Source organism: Vibrio sp. 10N.261.54.A5 (assembly GCF_041471145.1).
In the GTDB taxonomy this organism is placed as follows: domain Bacteria; phylum Pseudomonadota; class Gammaproteobacteria; order Enterobacterales; family Vibrionaceae; genus Vibrio; species Vibrio crassostreae_C.
The window spans coordinates 102,488-122,262 of sequence record NZ_JBFRNU010000047.1 but is presented as its reverse complement, the minus strand read 5'-3'; the positions used below and the strand labels follow the sequence as shown (position 1 = coordinate 122,262).

Genomic DNA, 19,775 nt, shown 5'->3' with positions numbered 1-19,775 from the left:
CAACAGGCTGGCGTTTAGGCACTATCGGTATTCACGATGAGAACGTGTTCGACGATACACTTCGCTCATTCAGTGAAGCGACACAGTGCCAATTGGACGACCGTTACAAAACGCTAACTCCAGAGCCACGTGACATCAAATTCATCGACCGTATCGTTGCTGATAGCCGCAGCGTAGCATTGAACCATACTGCAGGTCTGTCTCTACCACAACAAGTACAAATGGCGATGTTTGCATTAACTTGTCTAATGGACTCAGAAGGTCGCTACAAAGCCGCTTGTAAACGCATCATCCGTGAGCGCTACACAACGCTTTACAAAAACATGGGTGTAGCAATCGAAGAGAACAAAGACCGTGTGGATTACTACACACTACTAGAGCTAGACACGCTAGGTGGCAAACTTTACGGTCAAGAGTTTGTCGACTGGTTCAAAGCTAACGAGAAAGGTAAAGACTTCCTATTCCGTCTTGCTCACGAAACCGGCGTAATCTTACTACCTGGTAAAGGTTTCGACACAGTACACGCATCAGTACGTGTATCACTAGCGAACCTTACTCACCACGAGTACGAGCTAATCGGCCGTGCAACACGCACTGTATTGGATGAGTACTTCGCTGAGTTTCAAGACGCATAAGTTCAAGTCTGGCTTAGAATCAAATACATGATTTAAAGCCGATGACGTCCAACTCATTAAGAATAAGCCTCGGCGATGTCGAGGCTATTCCGACCAAATAAGCACAGTGGTTAGATCGATAAAACTTCCTATCTTGATGTTCCGTTGTGTTTATTTAGTCGTCTTATCCAAGTATTCAAATCCATTTCAAACTGAAAGAGCGACGCATGAAAAGCATTATTTCTATTCAATCTCACGTGGTTTACGGGCATGCAGGAAACAGTTCTGCGGTTTTTCCAATCCAAAGAATGGGACTCGATGTGTGGCCAATCCACACTGTTCAGTTCTCTAATCACACTCAATATCAACAAGGTTGGACCGGGCAAACATTCGGCTCAGATGATATTCGAAACTTGATTCGAGGCTTAGACAACATCAACGTACTGAAAGACTGTGGTGCGATCCTATCGGGTTATCAGGGAAGCGCAGACCAATGTAAAGCGGTTGCCGAGTCGGTTAATTTAGTTAAAGAAAAGAACCACAGTGCACTCTATGTTTGTGACCCTGTAATGGGTGACCCAGATAAAGGTTGTATCGTTGAGGATGGCGTTAGAACCGCCATTACTAAACACTTGCTTCCTATAGCCGATGTTATAGTGCCAAACCAATTTGAACTAAGTGAATTGACCGGCATTAAAATCCTCTCCCTTTATGACGCGGTTACAGCATGTAAGAAAGCATTGGAGCTTGGTCCAAAGATGGTGCTCGTGAAGCATCTTCACTCATTACCCGATGACGCGTTCAGTATGATTTTAGCAACGAAAAAGGCATGTTATTTAGCCCAACGACCGAACATTGAATTTGCTCAACAACCGGTTGGTGTCGGTGACCTTATCTCTGGCCTGTTTACCGCAGGGTTAATAAAGAGAATGTCTCCCGTAGCTGCATTCCGACATGCAAATAACGCGGTCTATGGTGTGTTGGAGCTAACTAAAAGCTATGGCACTTGGGAGCTACAAACAATCAATGCACAATATGAATTTGTAGAGCCTACCCACGATTTCAACGTGGTCAAAATCGGGTAGAGCGTTTAACTCCGATAGTGGTGGAGGGTGTACCTATTCGATGGGTCGCATCCTACAAACGAGATTACGAGCTAAGACTAAACCTAGCTATATTACTCCCAGAAAGAGACGGACTTCACTTTATCCCTATTTATTAACTTCTCTGTTTATAGCTGTTCTTTTGATTAAACAGAGTCTCTGAATCATTTTAGAGAACATTAAATGAGCCTAATTATGAACCGTCTAATTTCCTCGGGTTTTACCGTTGCTTTGTCATTACTTGTAGTGGCATGTAGCTCACCCCACACGTTGGATGTACGCGTACACAAAGACAATTACAAAGAAGTGGTTGTAGAAGAAGCGATATCAGTAAAAGAGCCATTGCGTATGTGGGCGAGTGAGAACCCAGACTTCTTATACTCTCCAATCGATCAAACAACGCCAATTAAAGTGTCAGGTGAGCAACTAAATATCTTAGCTTTGTCAGGAGGCGGCGCGAACGGAGCCTTTGGAGCCGGTATTTTGATAGGGCTGGAAGAATCTGGCCAATTGAAAGACTACTCAATAGTTACTGGCATCAGTGCAGGAGCGCTAATGGCACCATTTGTATTCATCGGCGGAGATGCATTTCCGAAGATGAAGGAGGTGATGTTAAACATCAATGACAAATCAGTGCTCGGCAAAAAGAACTTTTTAAACACCGTGTTTAAAGATGCTTTTACTGACGGTAAAAACTTGAATCAATTTATCGCTCAGGCGTTCCCTGAACCGATGATCGAGCAAATTGCTGCGCGACACCGCAACGGTAAGCGTTTGTTTATTGGTAGCACACACTTTGATTCTGGAGAGCTTGTCATTTGGAATGTGGGCGCAATTGCAAATAGTGACATGCCAGATAAGTCTGAACTTATATATAAGGTTTTAGCAGCAAGTGCTTCTATTCCTGGAGTCTTCCCACCGCAGTTTATCAATGTGAAGTACGAAGGTAAAAGTTATGAAGAACTTCACGTCGATGGTGGTTTAGCCGCTCAAGTATTTTTCAATCCATCTAACTTCGACTATCAGCAGATCTCAGATGCTCTTGGGTTAGAAAAACCACCACAGCTCGATGTTATTCGAAATGGAGCACTGAAAGCGCCGTACCACTCGCTGAGAGATAAGGGTCTAGATTTAGTAGCAAAGAGCGTATCAAGCCTGACTCTTGCTCAAACACGTGGTGATTTATATCGAATGAAATACATCAGTGAAATCAACAACATTGATATGCAATTTACTTACATCGAGCACGACTTTGGTTACGCCAAACGAACCAAAGACATGTTTGATGAACACTATTTATTAACCATATACGAATATGGTTATCACAAAGCAACTCAGGGCAAACCTTGGGTAACAGAATTACCTTAATTTAGGGATATCGTAAAATGAATAAAACAGTTTTAGCGCTACTTATCATGGCAACGTCTAGCGCTGCCATGGCACAAAATGTGACCTCAATGGAACAGCAAAAAGTCGATAACGACATGCTACAACTGGCCGACGTTCAACAAGAAGCGGCGTTGTTCATGGTTGAAGAAAATTCAGACTACGTGGAGATTGACTACATTGGTCAGTGGGTTGACGTGAACAATTACGTCACACACAAAGAAGCTAAAGAACGCCAGCTTCAAAAGACCACCAAGAAATACATTTACTCGCAAACAGGTGAAACTCTAGAATCCATCGAGCAGCGAGTTGCTGAGCATATTCAAGTGGACCAACCTAGATATTTCAGTGTCGATGTTTACCGTAATTACCACGGTGATTCTGGGGACTTTAACTATCTAGCTCGAATTATCGAATACATTTAAGTTATTCGTTTGACATCAACGATAAAACCTACTAGCTTAAGTAGGTTTTTTTGTTTCAAATTGACGAATTATTTTCACTAATATTATTCTGACAAAGTAGATATTTCGCCAACCTGTGATAATTTAAATACATAACGATTAAAAGTAAGCACAACAAAATGAATTTCAGCATTGAACAACTTCTCGCGTTCGTTACCGTTTATGACCAACTCTCTTTCAGCAAAGCCGCCGTTAAACTCAATAAACACAGAACGACAATCGGGCAGGTTATTACTAACCTTGAAGACCAACTCGCGGTAAGCCTATTTGAAAGGGTTGGGCGCTCTGTAAAGCCGACAGAAGACGGGCATCTTCTTTACCATTACGCTAAACAAACCATTGAACAAGCTCGTACCTTCGATAAGGTAGCATTGAGCCTCTCTTATGGCGGGTTGGAAAACATCACCTTTGCTTATTCTGGTGTGATACCTCATCAAATGCTTTTGGATATTCGAAAGAAACTGCGTCGTGATTTCCCGATGATGCGAGTGAACTTTTTAATCCGAAACAAAAAGGATATTAAGAAGGGCCTTCAAAGTGGCGAGTACCACTTTGGATTAGTCAATGTGCATGACAGCCGGGGTATACACAGCTTTGATGCGACTTTTCTAGGTCACATTGAGTTTTCCCCATTCGTTCAAAAAAATGGTGAGTTCTCATCTTTGGCGCAAGAGGATGTACTTTTAGCGTTAAGAAATTCAAAGCAGTTTATCTTGAGATCGTTTATTGAAGAGGGAATGTCAGAAAAAGTAACCATCAGCTCCGATAACGAAGAAGTCGATCAATTGGCGTTAGTTATTAAAATGGTTGAAGCCGGTTTAGGGTGGGCACTGTTACCAAAAACGTTTGCTCATTCTGAATTTTCCCATTACGACATTGAACCTATACAGTCGTCTGAAATGCACCAAGGATTCAAATTCGGTTTTGCGCTTTGGTGCAATCATTCTAAGCAAGTGAAGGATGTAAAATTATCGGTTTTATCTGTTATACAAGAACATGTTGATCGAGTATTGAGTCAATATTAGCAAAGGAAGAATGTAGGTAACTTATTAATAGAGGCTCATTTATATGAGCCTTTTGCGTTTCTGTCATCTCGAAAGCTCTTTAATTTTGTAGGGCGACATCCTCTATATAGGAGTAGGGCAACACCATTATTTGGCCTATTCTATGCCCGTCGATTAAGGACCCCCTTTATTGGCAATAAGTGTTTAATTTCTATGTTTATTGCAAGGAAGCAAACTTTCGGCCGGGTTTCGTCACCCGGTCTTTTTTATGAGGCAAATTTTATGACTCGCTGCGGCGGCATTGTTCTTCTTTCCTGCTTTTTATTTACAACATCTTCTTTCGCATCGTTTTATGATCCTGTTGATGGTCAATTTGATATGGGGCATCACCTTGCGGAAAACGCATATGGCTTTTTGCCTATCCCAATTTTGATTACCGAGCCTGCGGTGGGGTACGGCGGCGGTGTGGCTGGTTTGTTTTTACATGAGACGGATGAGGAAAAGCGACAAAGAAAGCAAGCTGCTCTTTCTGCCATAGATGGTGGTGCGCAGTTAGTACCCTCAGCAATGTCAGTAGTGGGCGCAGTAGGGACAGAGAACGAAACTTGGTTTGTATTTGGTGGCCATAGACGATCTTGGATGAATGATTCCATTCGTTACACAGGAGGCGGCGGCTTTGGTGTTGCGAATTTGGATTTGTACACATCAATCAACTGGGGCCCCATAGATCATGACCTTAGAATAGGCACGTCAACTTCGGTAGCCGTACTTTCACAAAAGGTGCAGTTCCGGATTGGGCATACGCCTTGGATGTTGGGAATAAAGCAGTTATTAGCTAAGTCTGAGATTGAATTTGATAACATGGTTTTAGACCGAATTTTGGGTAACGAATCGGTTACTTCTGGTTTAGGGTTGGAGGCTGAATATGACACAAGAGATAATTTATTTTATCCAACCAAAGGTTACAAATTGTCTGCAGATTACATGGTGTACGACGATGCGATTGGCAGTGATTACAATTACCGAAATTTGAACATAGATGGCGAAGCCTATATCCCAATTGCCAATAAATGGACGTTAGGCTTGGCTGCAAATTATCAAAGCTTCGAACAGCAAGACCTGTTTGTATCACCCACAGCGAAACCGTACGTGTCGTTACGCGGGGTGTCATCTTATCGGTACCAAGGAGATGAGATTGAAACAATTCAAGGCCAATTGACGTATAGCATCACTCATCGTTGGAAGGTGTCTGGGTTTTACGGTTCAGGGGTTGCAAAGCAAGATAACGGCATAAGCCACGACAGTACCGTCAATGCCGGAGGTGTCGGCTTTCGATACCAAATCGCGAGACGTTACGGTTTGCACCTTGGGATGGATTATGCGCAAAGCCATGAAGAACGCGCTATCTACTTTAACGTAGGCAGTGGTTTCTAGAACAACGGAATAGGTTAAATTTTTCCAAGAAAAAAGGCGCCAATTAGCGCCTTTTCGTTTTCTATCACTTTCTTACAGTAAGATTACTTCTTACGGCAGAACTCAGCGATTACGTACATTGATTGACCGCCGTTTGTTTTACCAGAAACAAGCTTAGGATCGTCACCAACGCTGATACCACGAATAACAGTACCTTGCTTAATCACTTGGTTAGTACCTTTGATTGGCAGGTCTTTGATTACTGTTACGTCGTCACCTTTCTTAAGTTCAACGCCATTCACATCAAGAGGCTTGTCATCAGCAGACATGCCGATTTGTGCCCAAACTGATGTTTCTTCTTCAAGGTACATCATGTCTAGCGCGTCCTGAGCCCAGCTTTCTGTGTTCAGACGAGTAAGTTGACGCCATGCCGTTACTTGAACTGGCGCTTCCTGGCTCCACATGCTGTCAGTCAGACAACGCCAGTGGTTGATATCTTTAGGATCGTCAATCTCACCAAGACATTTGTCACATACCATGATGCCGTGATCCACTGTTACGTGGCTGTGTGGCGGCACTGCGTATGCAGTAAGAGAAGAATCAGAACCACATAGTTCACATTTAGATTGGCAGCGTTCTAGCATAGTAGCTTCAGAAGACATAATGGACTCACATTTATTAGGTATTAAATTACGGGGCTATTATCCACTTTATTTACAATAAAGAAAGAGGTCGTACGGTATTCTGTCTTGATTAATTTTAGCTGAGATCAACCATTTGTGTTTTAAAGTTTTATGCAAACGGTCAACTAGGGGACTTGTTCGAACGACAGAGACAAAAATGCCAGCGGTTAGGCTGGCATTTGGTTTAGTGAAAAGCTTAAGTCTTAGTTATTCCAATAAAGCATCCAGTGCTGCTGCATCAAGGCTATCCGATTCTAAGAAATCAGCTACTTGAGCTCTCATTGATAGGGTATGAGTGGCATCAGAAAGGTCTGCTTGCGGTCCGATGATCGTTGAGTGTTTAGCTATTTCGTTATATTGAACAAACACACGATTCCCAGTTGAAGGGCTAGTTTTTGTTGAGTCAGTCAATCCTAACGTCGAATCTAACCCTTCAGAGCCAACAAATGAAGCCGTATATGATAACGGTGCACCATTATCATCATTGCCATTGTTTGGTACCGTTTCATCATTTTGCGACTGGATCAACAACGTTGGATAGCTAGAGCTAATTGATGACTGGTCCTCAGTGTTTGCTATTGAATGTGGATCGACCGTGTCAATAAGGGTTTGAGCGGCGACTTTAAATGCAACTAATTCAGTTTCAATTGCTGCGGCACTAGTTGGATTTTCCTTAGCAAAAGCGGTATAGCAATCGCCATCTTCAATGTCAGCCGCAGTACAAGCTGAAGCCACTGAATCCCGATACGTTGCATTTAACTGTTTAGCTAGATTGTGTTTAATTTCGGGGCCAAAGGTTTCCGATGCGAAGAGTAATTCAGCAATGTGCCCACCTGAATTAGCATATACCGCCGAGCTAAATTTATGTGTACCAGCAATTTCAGATGTAGCTACTGACGTAAATCCAGTAATACCGCCCAATGAGTGGCCCATAAATTTAACGGTTGTGTCTTTTACATCAACTCCGGCTAATGGTGTACCAGTAAAGTCATTCCCCACTTTTTCAAGTGCCATACGAAGACCTATTACATCAAGTGCACTTTGACGGATGTTGTCACGCGCAACGGGCAAAGCGCTTAGATTCAAGTAGTACAGAGCATTATCGTTAGTTGAAATAGCACCTCCGGCAAGTGAACGAGACCCATGAATAGGGTGGTCAATTGCAATGACAGCAAGACCTTCAGCCGTTAAGTTTGCCGCAAACGCATACGCATTCTCTTTTACAGAGGTAATACCGTGTTGGTAGATTACAACCCCGGTTATTGGGTCAGTTACAGGAGTAAACAAAAGCACATCAACAGCTTCAAGTGATTTAATTTGTGGTATTGGTGAATACTGAGTGACAATGCGATCACTATCTAGAGCTGTTCCACTTGCGTCCTTTGTGAGTGTTTTTCCCATTAAAGTCGTGACATCAGCTGCGTTAAGGTTTGTTGGGTCTAATCCTAATTTAACCAACTCTCCACCAACGAAAGAACTTGTAGAGTTATCCGTTAGTGCGCTTTTTATAACCGCTAAACTGTCCAATGCTGATGCAAATGGCGTTGTAGAGAACTTAGTTGGATCGGTTTCCAAGAAATATGGGAGTTGAACAGTACCTTTAGTCACGTTTACCGACGTAGTGCTGATACCAGCGTTAGAGTAAAGGAGATTTATCCCTCCAATCAAAGTGGCATTTTCTGTTGCATCGTCATCGGCAAGATATTTTTTAAAGTCAGCATCTGCAGCGATTGCTGTAGCAAATGGTGTTGTTGATGAGGAATCTAAACTAAGATTGTAAGCGTTTGTCAGATCGATATTATTTGGGTTTGCGCTGCCATTCCAATAAGTCGAAAGTGGGGCCCCAGCATCAATCATTCCGCCAATCAACGATGCTGTAGAGGCAAGAACATCACCAACAGAAGTTGTAGTAAACCAAGCTGAATACACAATCTTTTCCGCATCAATACCAACAGCGGCAGCTATAGCTTCTTGACCTTTAATTAAAGTTTGCGCACTAGCTAAGTCACCGGTTGAATAAGTTTTAGTGGCTGTTTTGAGAGCCGCATAGCTTTGCGATGTACCTACTGGGTTACCATTTACATCTGTAACGTCATCAGTAACAACAAGCAAATATTCAGACTTCTCATCAAAAGGAGTATTAGGTGTAATTGCTAGGTTTGAGCCTACTTTGTAAACTTTGTATTCAGAGCTAGCAACAGGTGTTGGTACTTGAGCCGCTGTGGATGTGTCTGTTAGCTTTTTAGAAAGCTTCAACAATGTCACTCCGGAAGTAACAACTCCAGGAGTATCACCAAAACCGTCGCCTTCAAACTCGATGTAAATTGGCATGCTGGTCGAAAAACCATCGGCATAATTTAATGCTGCTTTTGGGTTAGAAATGCTATCGTCGCCACCTGTTGGGATCGCTAACGTGCCATCTGTAGAGTCAAATAATAGGTTATTGCTTAAAGGAACTGATGCATTACTACCTTGCAAGAGCATTTTTTGAGTTGTCGCTCTTGCCAAAGACGTTTCTAGATAGGCTTCAAGTTGTTGGTTACTTGTTACCGAACTTTCGGTGTTGTCGCCACAACCTGCTAGCAGGATCGCTGAACATAGTAGAGAGATCTTAAAGTTACGTTTCATGATACGATCCTGATTTAGTTAAAAGTGTAGTTAAGCTGAACTGAAGAAAGGTAAGCGGTACCTTCTGCTTCGAAAGTCCTTTCTTGCTGAGCGCCATTTGTCTCAGTGAACTCACCGTCATCACTTACAACAAGTGCGAATCCTGCATCGACAGTCATATTTTCGCTCCAAACATAAGTGAAGCCAGCGCTATACCACATACGATCACTATCAGGAATGCTTAAAGTTGCTTCACCAGCTTGTTCGTCATAAGCGTAACCAGCTCTTAATGTCCACTTACTGTTTAGTTGGTACGTTGCGCCTAGTGAATATCGATTGTTGTCTTCATATTTTTCAGGTTTGTAGAAGCACTGACCTACTACACCGTTGTCAGTACAATCTGGACTTGTTGCTTTTAACTCCTTAAAAGTACTCCAATCAGTTTGTTGCCAACCGTAGTGAATTGCCCATTGTTCGTTAAGTTGGTGAAATGCTGAAAGCTCCAGAATAGAAGGAAGCTCGATTTGAAGACGACCATCAACCTTGGGAGATGTTGCTCTACCTGAATCGTAGCTGGTAAATTCACCGTCATCGAAATCAAGATCAACAGAAGAGCGGTAAGCGATACTAAAGCGATTGTTTTCGTTCAGCTCATACATCGCGCCAACATTCCAACCATAGGCAAATGTTTCACCGGTCATGCCTATAAGTTTGTCAGATGGATTTCCACCAACAAAGTTAGCGAGCTCGCCTTTATGGCGAGTAAGTTCAGCTTCCGCATACACAAGGTTTAAACCTGCACCAACGCTAAATGATTCATTCACGCGATACGCAATATTTGGATTTAGATTTACAGATAAGAGCGACGTATCACCAGCCATATCACCTGCCGAGATGTCATCAGGGTAATCCGTAGCAACACCATAATTGGTGAACATACCGATACCCCAAGCCCATTTTTCGTTGATTGGGCTGATGTAATATGCGGCTGGCACGACTTGTAATGGAGCAACATCTTTTGAATGCTCGTTAGCGTCAACGTCGTAAACGTTAACCTCTGGATCAACGATAGAAACCGCGCCTGAAAATTGGGCTGTATCAAATAGGGTCATTGCGGCGGGGTTTCTCGCTAGTACACTCGCGTTATCAGCTACTGCACCTTCACCTGAAAAGGCACGACCAAGACCTGAGGCAGAATGCTCAGCAACTTGGAAACCAGCCGCAAGTGAGTTACATGCAAATAGTACTGAAAGTGAAACGAGAGAGCGTTGTATTGTTTTCATCCTTGACCCTCCTAGGGCATCGAATTTCGTTATTATGGTTTGAAAACACACTGAGCATTTTTGGTGTTGAAGCTCTAATGTAAATGGCATGTTAAATTCATGTTTTATATAAAGTCAAAGAAAGAGTTGTTATTTTGTGAGGTTATGTTTTAAAGGGGCGGCACTTTAACATCGATAATATAAGTATAATCAATAATTTATTCATGGTTGGAGGTGTGACCAGAGTGTTTATGCATCGTTGCGGTATAAATAGTGTTCAATAGCTCAATATGTAACAACTTTGTTTCTGTTTACCACCATTCGCTAAATCGGCATAATATCGACACTCGTTAGAAGTCATTAAATTGGAATTTTAAGTTTGGAATTACTCGCGATAGAGTTTCTTGGAAAACCGCTTCGTTTAGAAGGATCAATGGCAGGGTGGCAACAGTTGTATTGGGATAACACTTTGGTATCTCAATTAGATGCGACCACAGACCAAGAAGACGCCCGAAAACACGAATTTACACTACGCGCTGGCGAAGAAACGTTGCAGTGTCACGTTGAATCGACCGTTCAGTGGCAACCGTTTGAGATGACGTATAAAGCGTCGGTGAATGGGCAAACCATTACCGAAGGCAATCGAAACACCAAAGATATTGAACAACAAACTCCTGTTGTCGCTCCTAAACCAGAGAAGCGTTTTAGCTTAATTGGGTTGGTGTCGCTTGGTATGAAAGCGCTTAAAAGCGCCAAGCTAATCAAGGTCGTACTTGCTTCTGCGAGTTTAGCGGCCTATTCATGGTTGTTTTCAATTCAGTTCGCTTTGGCCTTAATCGCCTGTTTAATGTTCCATGAGTACGGTCATATTAGAGCGATGAAATACTTCGGCATGAAAACCAAAGGGATCTATTTGATACCATTTCTTGGTGGCTTGGCGTTATCCGATGAAAAGATCAATACGCGCTGGCAAGATGTGGTTATCTCGATCATGGGACCATTGTTTGGCTTGATATTGTCGTTGATATTTATGGTGTTGTACTGGGCGACTGGTGAAATGTTCTTCGCGGGGCTTGCGGTATTTAACGCGTTATTAAACTTATTTAATCTATTACCGATTTTGCCTCTCGATGGCGGACATGTACTAAAAAGTATCAGTTTCTCGATGAACAGTGTACTTGGTATTGTCCTGTGTGTTGCGGCCGCTATTGCTGGCGTGGTACTGAGTTATCAGTTGAATTTAACCCTGTTTGGCTTCTTATTGATTATGGGCAGTGTGGAAATACTATTCGAATGGAAAGGGCGTCACCACAGTCACTTGTTGCCATTAGACAAATACGGTCAAGTCGTGTCGTTTGTTTGGTATGTGGGTCTAGTGAGCAGTTTGATCGGTGTTATCTGGTATTTTGCATCTACTGGTGATCAGCTATTACGCCTACCATTGCAAATTCTTGGTACTTAACAAGAATCAAAAACAAAAAAATGCCCTAAACAATATGGATAGGGCATTTTTGTATTCGAAGTTTAGCGTCTAAACAAATGTAAAATTACGCTTTGCAATTTGGTCTTGGTGAACCCGATTGAGGTAACGTTTTTATCGTCGCCTGTAGATCTTTGATTCGCGTACTGTGGGAAGGGTGCGTAGACAGCAATTCTGGCGGTTGGCTACCACCTGATGCTTTCGCCATGTTTTGCCACAAGTCGACGCTCTGTTTAGGATCGAACCCTGCCTGAGCCATATATTCTAAACCAACAACATCGGCTTCTGATTCCTGAGTTCGGCCATACGGTAGAATAACCCCGTATTGAACACCTAAACCTAGGGCTGCCATTGTCATTCCTTGGTACTGTTTGTATTCTGATGCGCCTAACGCGACACTAGTAATAGATAAGCCAGTATTAGCGATTTGAGACTGAGATAGACGCTCATTACTGTGGTCCGCTAAAACGTGTGCCACTTCGTGACCGATAACCGTCGCGAGTTGGTCTTGGTTTACTGCAACATTGAGTAACCCTGTGTATACACCGATTTTTCCGCCAGGTAGGGCGAATGCGTTCACTTGATCACTATCAAACACAACAACTTCCCATTCACTAAAACCTTGTTTAGGAATATATTGAGTGATGCTGTTCGCTACGCACTGTACATAAGCGTTAGTTTTGGCATCTTTGCTGATGGGTTGTTCTTTTTTCATTTGTTCGAAAGACTGTGCTCCAAGCTGAGACATGTCTTTATCTGAAAAAAGCAGCAATTGGTTTCTGCCTGTCGGAGAAGCGCTACACGCGGTTAGGCCTGCAAGTGTGAGAAGCGAGGCAAACTTCATCCATGACGTCATACAATATCCTCTGTGTATTCGGTTTTTATGCATGTTAACATCAACTTGCGTAATAACTAAGGGCTGTAAGATAACTAACAGCCAGTAATATAGAAAAAAGCTATGCACGCGATAACAAGATCAATAATTAAGGAACCCACATGAGTATTTGGAAAAAGCCCGTTGACCTAGATACCTTCAACGCGACCTCAAAAAATACCTTAATTGAACACCTCAACATTGTTTACACCGAAGTAAATGACAACTCTTTGGTGGCAACCATGCCGGTTTGTCATTTTACGCACCAACCACTGGGTATGCTTCATGGCGGCGCATCGGTTGTGCTAGCAGAAACGCTTGGCTCATTGGCTGCAAACTTCTGCGTACCAGAAGGCTATTATTGCGTTGGGCTCGATATCAATGCGAACCACGTAAGGTCAATGCGTGAAGGACACGTCATCGGTACTGCTGAGCCTATTCACTTGGGCGTCTCTACTCAAGTATGGCAGATCAATATCACTGATGATCGTCAACGCTTAGTTTGTACCAGCCGCTTAACTATTGCCGTGAAGAAACATAAAAGATAACAGACTAGGTAGTCGTACGCTGGTTTTGTCTTTAGAAGAAGTAATCAGTACTTAGAACAAGCAATTCGTATTTAAAGAAGTAACCCGAGAAGCCCATGGTCATAACGTTTAAAAGTGGAAAAGTCATCGCAACCGCACATGAGTTGGTTGTTCGTTTAGATGGTGAGCATAGAGTCACTTTGCAAGCTCAAGTTGACGCAATTCAACTGATTGGAAAAGGGGCAAATGTCATTTCAGCCAACGGTTCTGAGTGTAAATGGTCGATAAAACTAGACGATGAACAGCAGCTCCGTGAAATCGCCAATGAAATTGGCTGCGATGTGATGTAATCCTTTACTGTAAAAGCACTTAACCCTTCAAATTGAATAACACCTTAGGATGTCGTACTCAATAATTCACAATAAAATCGTGTCCGTAATATTGATTTTACGCCATAAAATAGGGAAACTGAATTCAATGTCCTTTGAATAAGTTTTCCTCTTTATGAGCAGCCCAAGACTTCGCGTTCAATTTGAAACCCTGTTTGAATACTTCGATGGTAAAGATTCTGATGTTCAACTCGACGACATCACGGATGTGCTTTGTTGTACCCGTCGTAATGCCCGAATGGTACTCAACAAGCTTGAAGAAGAAGGGTGGGTAGAATGGTTACCTGCAGCTGGTCGAGGGAAGTTATCTCAACTTATCTTTAAACAGAATCGTTGTGATGTCAGCGAGAACTTAGCAAGACGCTACTTGCAGGAAGGAAAAATTGGACAGGCGCTGTCAGTGCTTGATCACAATGCTGCCAAACTCACGCAAGTTATTCAAAACTACTTGGGCGTACAGTATCAAGAAGGCGAACAAGTTATTCGTTTGCCTTATTACCGGCCGCTTTCAATGCTTAACCCAACCAAATCGATGCGTCGTTCAGAGCAACATATCGCTTGTCAGGTATTCAGTGGGTTGACTCGTCTAGATGAGAATGACCAACTTCAACCCGATCTTGCTCATTCATGGCAAAAAATCAGCGATTACCAATGGCGATTCTTCTTGAGACCCGGTGTTCGTTTCCATAACGGGGAACCTCTGTTAACCAATCATGTTGTGGATACACTGCTTGCACTCGAACCTCTCAACATGTTTTCGCATATCAAAGATGTCTCTTCACCTGCAAATTGTGTAGTAGATGTTTTTCTCACACGTCCAGACAAGTATTTTCCCCTCGCACTAACGGAATCGGTCGCTAAAGTCACATTACCGATCACTTTACGTGGTGAAGACTACGATATTCGACCGATTGGAACGGGACCTTATCGCATTGAAAAGAACGACGAGAAACAACTCGTGTTAACCGCTTTCAATGGGTACTTTGGTTTCAGACCGTTAATTGATCGCGTTGAAGTTTGGGTGGTGGATGAGGCTTATTCTTCAATGGTTTACCCAAGCCTATCTAAGCCTGTTATGGCCGACCGTGGCGATAGCGATGAAGTAGAACTCGATCCTGGTTGCACGTATTTACTGCTCAATAGAAAGAAGGGTATTGCACAAGATCCCGCATGGGCACAGTTTTTATCTAACGCGTTGAATGCGGCGGATCTGTTTGTTCATATTCCAAAAGAGACTGTTATCGATTTGGGCGTGTTACACGCTTATGGGATAAAACCCGGTTGGTATGACATAAAGTTAAAAGTGCCCGTTTGTCCACCAGCAAATTCCAAACCAACGATAAGATTGGCGTATCAATGCCAACATCCAATGTTTCCAACGCTTGCCAAGGCGATTGTCACGATGCTGAAGCAATACAACGTCGATGTTGATCTTTACGGTTACGAAACCGATCCTCCACACGCTGATGATGTCGATATTTGGATTAACCCTATGGGTATCGCTAATAACAGAGACGACGCTTTAGCCGGTTGGCTAATGGACTACAGTTTTCTTGATGAATCTAGCCCGGCAGAGGACTTCGACCAATGGTGTCACATGATTGACCGTTGGCGTTCTGGTGAATTCGAGCAATTCCCAGCACGACAGTTAGGTAAACAACTGGTCCAAAGCAATCAATTGATCCCGATGTTCCATTGCTGGTTAGGCGTTAATAAAGATCAATGTGGTACGTTGCAAAACGCGAAATGTAATGCATTAGGTTGGTTCGACTTTAGCCAAGTTTGGGTGAAGCCTGACGTTGATTGAAATCCAAGAAAACTCAGTTAGGACCAAATAACTCATTTAGGAAAAACGATGCAAACTCTGATGGTTACATTTATTACGCTGGTGGCATTTGCTGCGAATTCAGTTTTGTGTCGCTGGGCCTTAATGGATCAAACGATCGATCCTTTGAGCTTTTCGATCGTTCGCATCTTATCTGGTGCGCTTACGCTTCTGATTTTATTAACTTTGTCTTCCCAATCTAAAGCTAGACGTGTGTTAACAAACAACACATCGCTATACACAAGGCTAAAATCACAGTTTCAATTCACGTCAATACTGTCACTGCTCGTGTATATGTTTGGTTTCTCGTTTGCTTACTTAGAGCTCGGCGCAGGTCTTGGTGCTCTGGTGTTGTTTGTCGCAGTGCAATTTACGATGATTGCCGCGCACCTGTTTTCTGGAAACAGAATGTCGCTCATTGAGTGGGGCGGGTGTTTGTTATCTGTGGCAGGGCTTGTTTATTTGTTAATGCCAACGGAATCGACTCAAGCACCCGACTTAGTTTCTATTATCTTGATGTCTCTGGCCGGAATTGGGTGGGGCATTTACACATTGGCAGGAAAGAAATCGTCAAACGCACTGCAATCGACCACCGCTAACTTTGGATTCAGCTCGCTAGTTATCCTTGTGGCATTGAGCTTATTAGTTTTAATACCTAATGCATTAACGCAAGTGTCTATCACTGAGCAAGGTTTGATTTACGCGGTTATATCGGGCTCTGTGGCTTCTGGTATCGGTTATAGTTTGTGGTATTACGTAGTGAAAAAACTGAATACCGTGGTTGCGTCTATTGCACAGCTTTCTGTTCCAGTTATCGCGACACTTGGTGGCGTATTACTGTTATCTGAACCTGTCACTATGCAATTTATAGTCTCATCAACCGTTATACTTCTTGGGATAAGCTTGGTTCTTGTCGCCCCTAAACTTAAGAAATAAAGAGTTCAATCATTAACTTCTATGGCTAAACCAAACAAGAAACAACCGACCAAGACGGTTCAGATTTTCTGTGCCAAATGTAAAACGCAGCTTTTTAAGTATCGGAAAGATGGCAAAGGTGCACTCGTGAAATGTTTTAAGGAGCGTATCGTTGAAGATTTCACGACAGAGCCATGTGTGTGCCCTGAATGCGGGATTGAATTTGCGCGTGACACTTTGGTTCGAGGTACGCCAGCCTACAAGTTTGTTGGTGGTAAGGTAACGATGAAATAACCCGCCACGGTGAAACAAAAAATGCCACAGCACAGTTTGTGTTTGGCATTTCAACGTTACTTTTGATACTCAGAATAAAGCTTTAAGCTCTGACACGCCCTTGAAGCTTAAGAAGTAATAGCGAAACAATTGCGCCTGTGGTATCACACAGCATATCTTTCTGTGCATCCCAAATATCACCTTGTGAGCCAAGGAACGCGATACCTTCATCACCACCTGCGATCTCCGCGTACCACCACTCGATAATTTCATAACCTGCAGCAACACTCATAATCGCAAATAGCGCAAAGAAACATGCCAGCACCGGTTGAGCCAGTTTTTTACGAATCAAGTACTCAGCGAGTGGGTAAGCATAAAGGCCAATAGAGAAATGCGCGACACGGTCAAAGTTATTCCGTTCTGAACCTATCATGTTATTGAACCAATCAAATGGCACTTCCGCGAAGGTATATTTTGCGCCTATCGTATGCAAAATCAGCCAGATAAACATCAAAACGTAAGCTGTCTTAGTGAAGGTGAGCTTTGTTGATAACCACCAAATACCCACCAATATCGCGAGCGCTGGGACAATTTCGGCAATCCACACCGCTCTTGAAGAGGGAGCGAACGCTGAAAATAGAAACACAGTCAGATACAGCGTCGTCAATGACAGCAATGGTCGATTTTGAGCAAGTGGCGTGATTGTCATATCAAGATCTCTCGTCGAAGTTTTTAATAGTGTTACACAATAATGAACAGTGTTCAATTGGGTCTTAATCACCAGATTTGTTGAAAAGTGGTGTTATCGCCCAGTATCTAGACAAACGGTTGCTAGAGTTTCACAAAAGTTTGATTTACAACAAAGCGATCCTTAAAATCGCTCTATTACTACATAACAAGAAAGAAAGTCATGAAACTGGAAACTGTCGATTACCTTGCTGACGACGCAGCAGAACAATTTGTTCGCTCTCTACGTGAAACTGGTTTTGGTGTTCTTAAGAACCACCCAATCCCGAAAGAGCTTGTTGAGTCAATTTACGAAAACTGGTACCAATTATTCATCTCTGAAGAGAAAGAGAACTTCCACTTTAATGTTGAAACACAAGATGGATATTTTCCACCTTCAGTGTCTGAAGTTGCTAAAGGCCACACTGTAAAAGACATCAAAGAGTACTTTCACGTATACCCTTGGGGCCAAATCCCTGAACAGCTGAAAGAACAGATTCTAGATTACTACCAACGTGCGAATGCTTTTGCTCAAAAGCTGCTAGGTTGGGTTGAAGCTCATGCTCCTAAAGAAGTACAAGAGAAATTCTCTATTGCGTTATCAGAAATGATCAACGGCAGTGAACAGACTCTGCTTCGTGTTCTTCACTACCCACCAATGCAAGGTGATGAAGAGCCAGGTGCAATCCGCGCTGCGGCACACGAAGACATCAACTTACTGACGGTTCTTCCTGCTGCAAGCGAGCCGGGCCTTCAAGTTAAAGCTCAAAATGACGAGTGGCTAGATGTTCCATGTGACTTCGGTAACATGATCATCAACATCGGTGACATGCTTCAAGAAGCATCTGGTGGTTACTTCCCATCGACAACTCACCGTGTAATCAACCCATCAGGTGAACGCCAAGAGAAGTCTCGTATCTCTTTGCCTCTATTCCTTCACCCGAAACCAGAAGTAGTGCTATCTGAAAAGTACACAGCAAACGAATACCTAATGGAACGTCTAAGAGAGCTTGGCGTTATCTAGTCAGTTCAATGCTTCGTCCCTAAAATTGGGATAGATGTGAAAGGTCAGCTAAGTCGCTGACCTTTTTTGTATCCGTACCAAAGAATTGCGGCTTTATTACTAGGGCGTGTTGATCTTTCGAGCTGATTTTTGCAGCGAGTTGCTGGGTATTTATACAAGGCAGAGGCATCGATGTGTAGCTAGCCTACATGAGAAGCCGATAACGTAGTAGAAATGACCAGCAAACGCTGCCCGAAGGGTTCGGCTAAAAGCGTTTTACTCTTTGTTGAGGGAGATTTGCTTAGAATGACTAGGCTACTTCTCCCTCGCCGCGATTAAAACGCTTTTATCTCGAACAAAATTTAACCGCGAAAGGTCAACACGCCCTAATGGTTGCATTCAACGAAATGGTACTCAGTTTTGACGATAAAAGGTGCCTTTAAGCCAAACGTTAGAAAGTTGTTTGTCCTTAAGCTCGACAAATCTTAGAAAATCGCTTTCAATTAAAGAAGATACGCAACGGATGCGAAACAGGTTACTTATAGTATCCACAGTTCTAGAAATCCATTAATTCAGAGAAGCTAACTGAGTCAACTATGTCGAATTATCAAGATGTGAGAGCAAACTTTCATTGCCATATGGAAAACCCATTGCTTTGGCCGATAATGGAAGTGCTTAAGCAAAAGCCAAGCGGATGGAAAGTACACACATTGGCAGCTCATCTGAACGATCTTGGGTTTGTGCCAGTGTTGGATGCTGTGCCTGAGAAAGAGTTGTTTAAAAAGAACTTCCTTATCATGAATGCGCTTTATCAGCTTCAAGAAACCTTACACCCAGATGGTTGGCTCCAAGTCCAAGCGATGGACATCGAATTGATGAATGGTCGTTATCACGGAAGCAGTCACAGCATCGATCATCAAGACCCACTTCGAGAATACTACATTAATTGGGTTAACTATGAAGCGGATGAAGGTGAAGTCAAAAGGCTGTTGAACGAATTTTGGACTCGGTATAGAAAGTATGTGGGTGGTGATGAACTCGATATGGATCGAAGTCGAGCATTGAACCTGTTTGAGTTACCTTTAGACGCGACACACCATGAAATTAGAAAACGTTGGCGACAACTGGCATTGAGATGGCATCCGGACAGAGACGAAGGCAACACCGCAAAATTTCAGACGCTCTGTGAAGCATGGCATGTATTAAGAAGCTCATAATCGACAGGCA

Annotated in this window: 18 protein-coding genes and 1 pseudogene; 14 read left to right on the top strand and 5 right to left on the bottom strand. The window is 42.9% G+C overall.

The genetic code is table 11. The features are described from left to right. From AB4329_RS15335 to AB4329_RS15310, 6 genes and pseudogenes are all read left to right on the top strand, one after another. Nucleotides 1-635, top strand: a pseudogene (locus tag AB4329_RS15335) (bifunctional aspartate transaminase/aspartate 4-decarboxylase); the annotation flags it as partial. A 206-nt stretch (nt 636-841) separates the two neighbouring features. After that, nucleotides 842-1,699 (top strand): pyridoxal kinase PdxY, encoded by an 858-nt coding sequence (gene pdxY, locus AB4329_RS15330; protein ID WP_017060057.1) that lies wholly within the window; start codon nt 842-844, stop codon nt 1,697-1,699. Nucleotides 1,700-1,912: 213 nt separating this feature from the next. Next, a complete protein-coding gene (locus tag AB4329_RS15325; protein WP_372127091.1) occupies nt 1,913-3,085 on the top strand; it encodes a patatin-like phospholipase family protein in 1,173 nt (390 codons plus the stop codon). A 17-nt stretch (nt 3,086-3,102) separates the two neighbouring features. Then, nucleotides 3,103-3,528 carry a hypothetical protein gene (locus tag AB4329_RS15320; protein ID WP_372127093.1) on the top strand — a complete coding sequence of 142 codons (426 nt, stop codon included), beginning with the start codon at nt 3,103-3,105 and terminating at the stop codon, nt 3,526-3,528. Nucleotides 3,529-3,686: 158 nt separating this feature from the next. Beyond that, nucleotides 3,687-4,592, top strand: coding sequence for a LysR family transcriptional regulator (locus tag AB4329_RS15315; RefSeq protein ID WP_102394484.1), 906 nt, complete (start codon nt 3,687-3,689; stop codon nt 4,590-4,592). 261 nt (nt 4,593-4,853) lie between these two features. Next, nucleotides 4,854-6,005, top strand: a complete 1,152-nt coding sequence (locus AB4329_RS15310; RefSeq protein WP_017069662.1) for a BamA/TamA family outer membrane protein — start codon at nt 4,854-4,856, stop codon at nt 6,003-6,005. Between the two features lie 83 nt (nt 6,006-6,088). Here the strand turns inward: AB4329_RS15310 and AB4329_RS15305 are convergent, their stop codons facing one another. From AB4329_RS15305 to AB4329_RS15295, 3 genes are all read right to left on the bottom strand, one after another. Next, entirely contained in the window at nt 6,089-6,646 is a 558-nt protein-coding gene (locus AB4329_RS15305) for a PhnA domain-containing protein (RefSeq protein ID WP_017060062.1), read from the bottom strand. A 228-nt stretch (nt 6,647-6,874) separates the two neighbouring features. Further along, the gene (locus AB4329_RS15300) at nt 6,875-9,295 is read right to left on the bottom strand and encodes a VolA/Pla-1 family phospholipase (protein ID WP_372138673.1); all 2,421 of its coding nucleotides are present in this window, start codon (nt 9,293-9,295) and stop codon (nt 6,875-6,877) included. A 14-nt stretch (nt 9,296-9,309) separates the two neighbouring features. After that, the gene (locus AB4329_RS15295) at nt 9,310-10,557 is read right to left on the bottom strand and encodes a porin (RefSeq protein ID WP_136974605.1); all 1,248 of its coding nucleotides are present in this window, start codon (nt 10,555-10,557) and stop codon (nt 9,310-9,312) included. A 358-nt stretch (nt 10,558-10,915) separates the two neighbouring features. Here AB4329_RS15295 and AB4329_RS15290 point away from each other — a divergent pair, with 358 nt between their 5' ends. Then, nucleotides 10,916-11,998 (top strand): site-2 protease family protein, encoded by a 1,083-nt coding sequence (locus tag AB4329_RS15290; protein ID WP_372138671.1) that lies wholly within the window; start codon nt 10,916-10,918, stop codon nt 11,996-11,998. An 85-nt stretch (nt 11,999-12,083) separates the two neighbouring features. On the opposite strand, the gene AB4329_RS15285 is transcribed toward AB4329_RS15290, so the two are convergent. After that, on the bottom strand, nt 12,084-12,872 hold the full coding sequence (locus tag AB4329_RS15285; RefSeq protein WP_372138670.1) for a M48 family metallopeptidase: 789 nt from the start codon (nt 12,870-12,872) through the stop codon (nt 12,084-12,086). A 140-nt stretch (nt 12,873-13,012) separates the two neighbouring features. Here AB4329_RS15285 and AB4329_RS15280 point away from each other — a divergent pair, with 140 nt between their 5' ends. From AB4329_RS15280 to AB4329_RS15260, 5 genes are all read left to right on the top strand, one after another. Then, the gene (locus AB4329_RS15280) at nt 13,013-13,438 is read left to right on the top strand and encodes a hotdog fold thioesterase (protein WP_017060067.1); all 426 of its coding nucleotides are present in this window, start codon (nt 13,013-13,015) and stop codon (nt 13,436-13,438) included. Nucleotides 13,439-13,533: 95 nt separating this feature from the next. Continuing rightward, on the top strand, nt 13,534-13,767 hold the full coding sequence (locus tag AB4329_RS15275; RefSeq protein ID WP_017064605.1) for a DUF3389 domain-containing protein: 234 nt from the start codon (nt 13,534-13,536) through the stop codon (nt 13,765-13,767). A gap of 154 nt (nt 13,768-13,921) precedes the next feature. After that, complete coding sequence (locus tag AB4329_RS15270; protein ID WP_017060069.1) at nt 13,922-15,613, top strand: SgrR family transcriptional regulator; 1,692 nt, start codon at nt 13,922-13,924, stop codon at nt 15,611-15,613. Nucleotides 15,614-15,661: 48 nt separating this feature from the next. Further along, nucleotides 15,662-16,567 carry a DMT family transporter gene (locus tag AB4329_RS15265; RefSeq protein ID WP_102398369.1) on the top strand — a complete coding sequence of 302 codons (906 nt, stop codon included), beginning with the start codon at nt 15,662-15,664 and terminating at the stop codon, nt 16,565-16,567. 21 nt (nt 16,568-16,588) lie between these two features. Then, nucleotides 16,589-16,840: a hypothetical protein gene (locus AB4329_RS15260; protein WP_102398370.1), complete on the top strand. Its 252-nt coding sequence runs from the start codon at nt 16,589-16,591 to the stop codon at nt 16,838-16,840. A gap of 82 nt (nt 16,841-16,922) precedes the next feature. Here the strand turns inward: AB4329_RS15260 and AB4329_RS15255 are convergent, their stop codons facing one another. After that, on the bottom strand, nt 16,923-17,528 hold the full coding sequence (locus AB4329_RS15255) for a DUF2238 domain-containing protein (protein ID WP_102320821.1): 606 nt from the start codon (nt 17,526-17,528) through the stop codon (nt 16,923-16,925). 201 nt (nt 17,529-17,729) lie between these two features. Here AB4329_RS15255 and AB4329_RS15250 point away from each other — a divergent pair, with 201 nt between their 5' ends. Next, on the top strand, nt 17,730-18,569 hold the full coding sequence (locus tag AB4329_RS15250; protein WP_372138668.1) for an isopenicillin N synthase family dioxygenase: 840 nt from the start codon (nt 17,730-17,732) through the stop codon (nt 18,567-18,569). A 575-nt stretch (nt 18,570-19,144) separates the two neighbouring features. Further along, nucleotides 19,145-19,765 (top strand): DNA-J related domain-containing protein, encoded by a 621-nt coding sequence (locus AB4329_RS15245; protein ID WP_029235437.1) that lies wholly within the window; start codon nt 19,145-19,147, stop codon nt 19,763-19,765. Nucleotides 19,766-19,775 lie beyond the last annotated feature (10 nt).

Coding starts and splice junctions, on each gene's coding strand:
- AB4329_RS15295 (WP_136974605.1), bottom strand. CDS start 10,557: ATGAAAACAATACAACGCTCTCTCGTTTCACTTTCAGTACTATTTGCA.
- AB4329_RS15305 (WP_017060062.1), bottom strand. CDS start 6,646: ATGTCTTCTGAAGCTACTATGCTAGAACGCTGCCAATCTAAATGTGAA.
- AB4329_RS15280 (WP_017060067.1), top strand. CDS start 13,013: ATGAGTATTTGGAAAAAGCCCGTTGACCTAGATACCTTCAACGCGACC.
- AB4329_RS15245 (WP_029235437.1), top strand. CDS start 19,145: ATGTCGAATTATCAAGATGTGAGAGCAAACTTTCATTGCCATATGGAA.
- AB4329_RS15260 (WP_102398370.1), top strand. CDS start 16,589: ATGGCTAAACCAAACAAGAAACAACCGACCAAGACGGTTCAGATTTTC.
- AB4329_RS15315 (WP_102394484.1), top strand. CDS start 3,687: ATGAATTTCAGCATTGAACAACTTCTCGCGTTCGTTACCGTTTATGAC.
- AB4329_RS15265 (WP_102398369.1), top strand. CDS start 15,662: ATGCAAACTCTGATGGTTACATTTATTACGCTGGTGGCATTTGCTGCG.
- AB4329_RS15325 (WP_372127091.1), top strand. CDS start 1,913: ATGAACCGTCTAATTTCCTCGGGTTTTACCGTTGCTTTGTCATTACTT.
- AB4329_RS15285 (WP_372138670.1), bottom strand. CDS start 12,872: ATGACGTCATGGATGAAGTTTGCCTCGCTTCTCACACTTGCAGGCCTA.
- pdxY (WP_017060057.1), top strand. CDS start 842: ATGAAAAGCATTATTTCTATTCAATCTCACGTGGTTTACGGGCATGCA.
- AB4329_RS15310 (WP_017069662.1), top strand. CDS start 4,854: ATGACTCGCTGCGGCGGCATTGTTCTTCTTTCCTGCTTTTTATTTACA.
- AB4329_RS15250 (WP_372138668.1), top strand. CDS start 17,730: ATGAAACTGGAAACTGTCGATTACCTTGCTGACGACGCAGCAGAACAA.
- AB4329_RS15300 (WP_372138673.1), bottom strand. CDS start 9,295: ATGAAACGTAACTTTAAGATCTCTCTACTATGTTCAGCGATCCTGCTA.
- AB4329_RS15320 (WP_372127093.1), top strand. CDS start 3,103: ATGAATAAAACAGTTTTAGCGCTACTTATCATGGCAACGTCTAGCGCT.
- AB4329_RS15255 (WP_102320821.1), bottom strand. CDS start 17,528: ATGACAATCACGCCACTTGCTCAAAATCGACCATTGCTGTCATTGACG.
- AB4329_RS15275 (WP_017064605.1), top strand. CDS start 13,534: ATGGTCATAACGTTTAAAAGTGGAAAAGTCATCGCAACCGCACATGAG.
- AB4329_RS15270 (WP_017060069.1), top strand. CDS start 13,922: ATGAGCAGCCCAAGACTTCGCGTTCAATTTGAAACCCTGTTTGAATAC.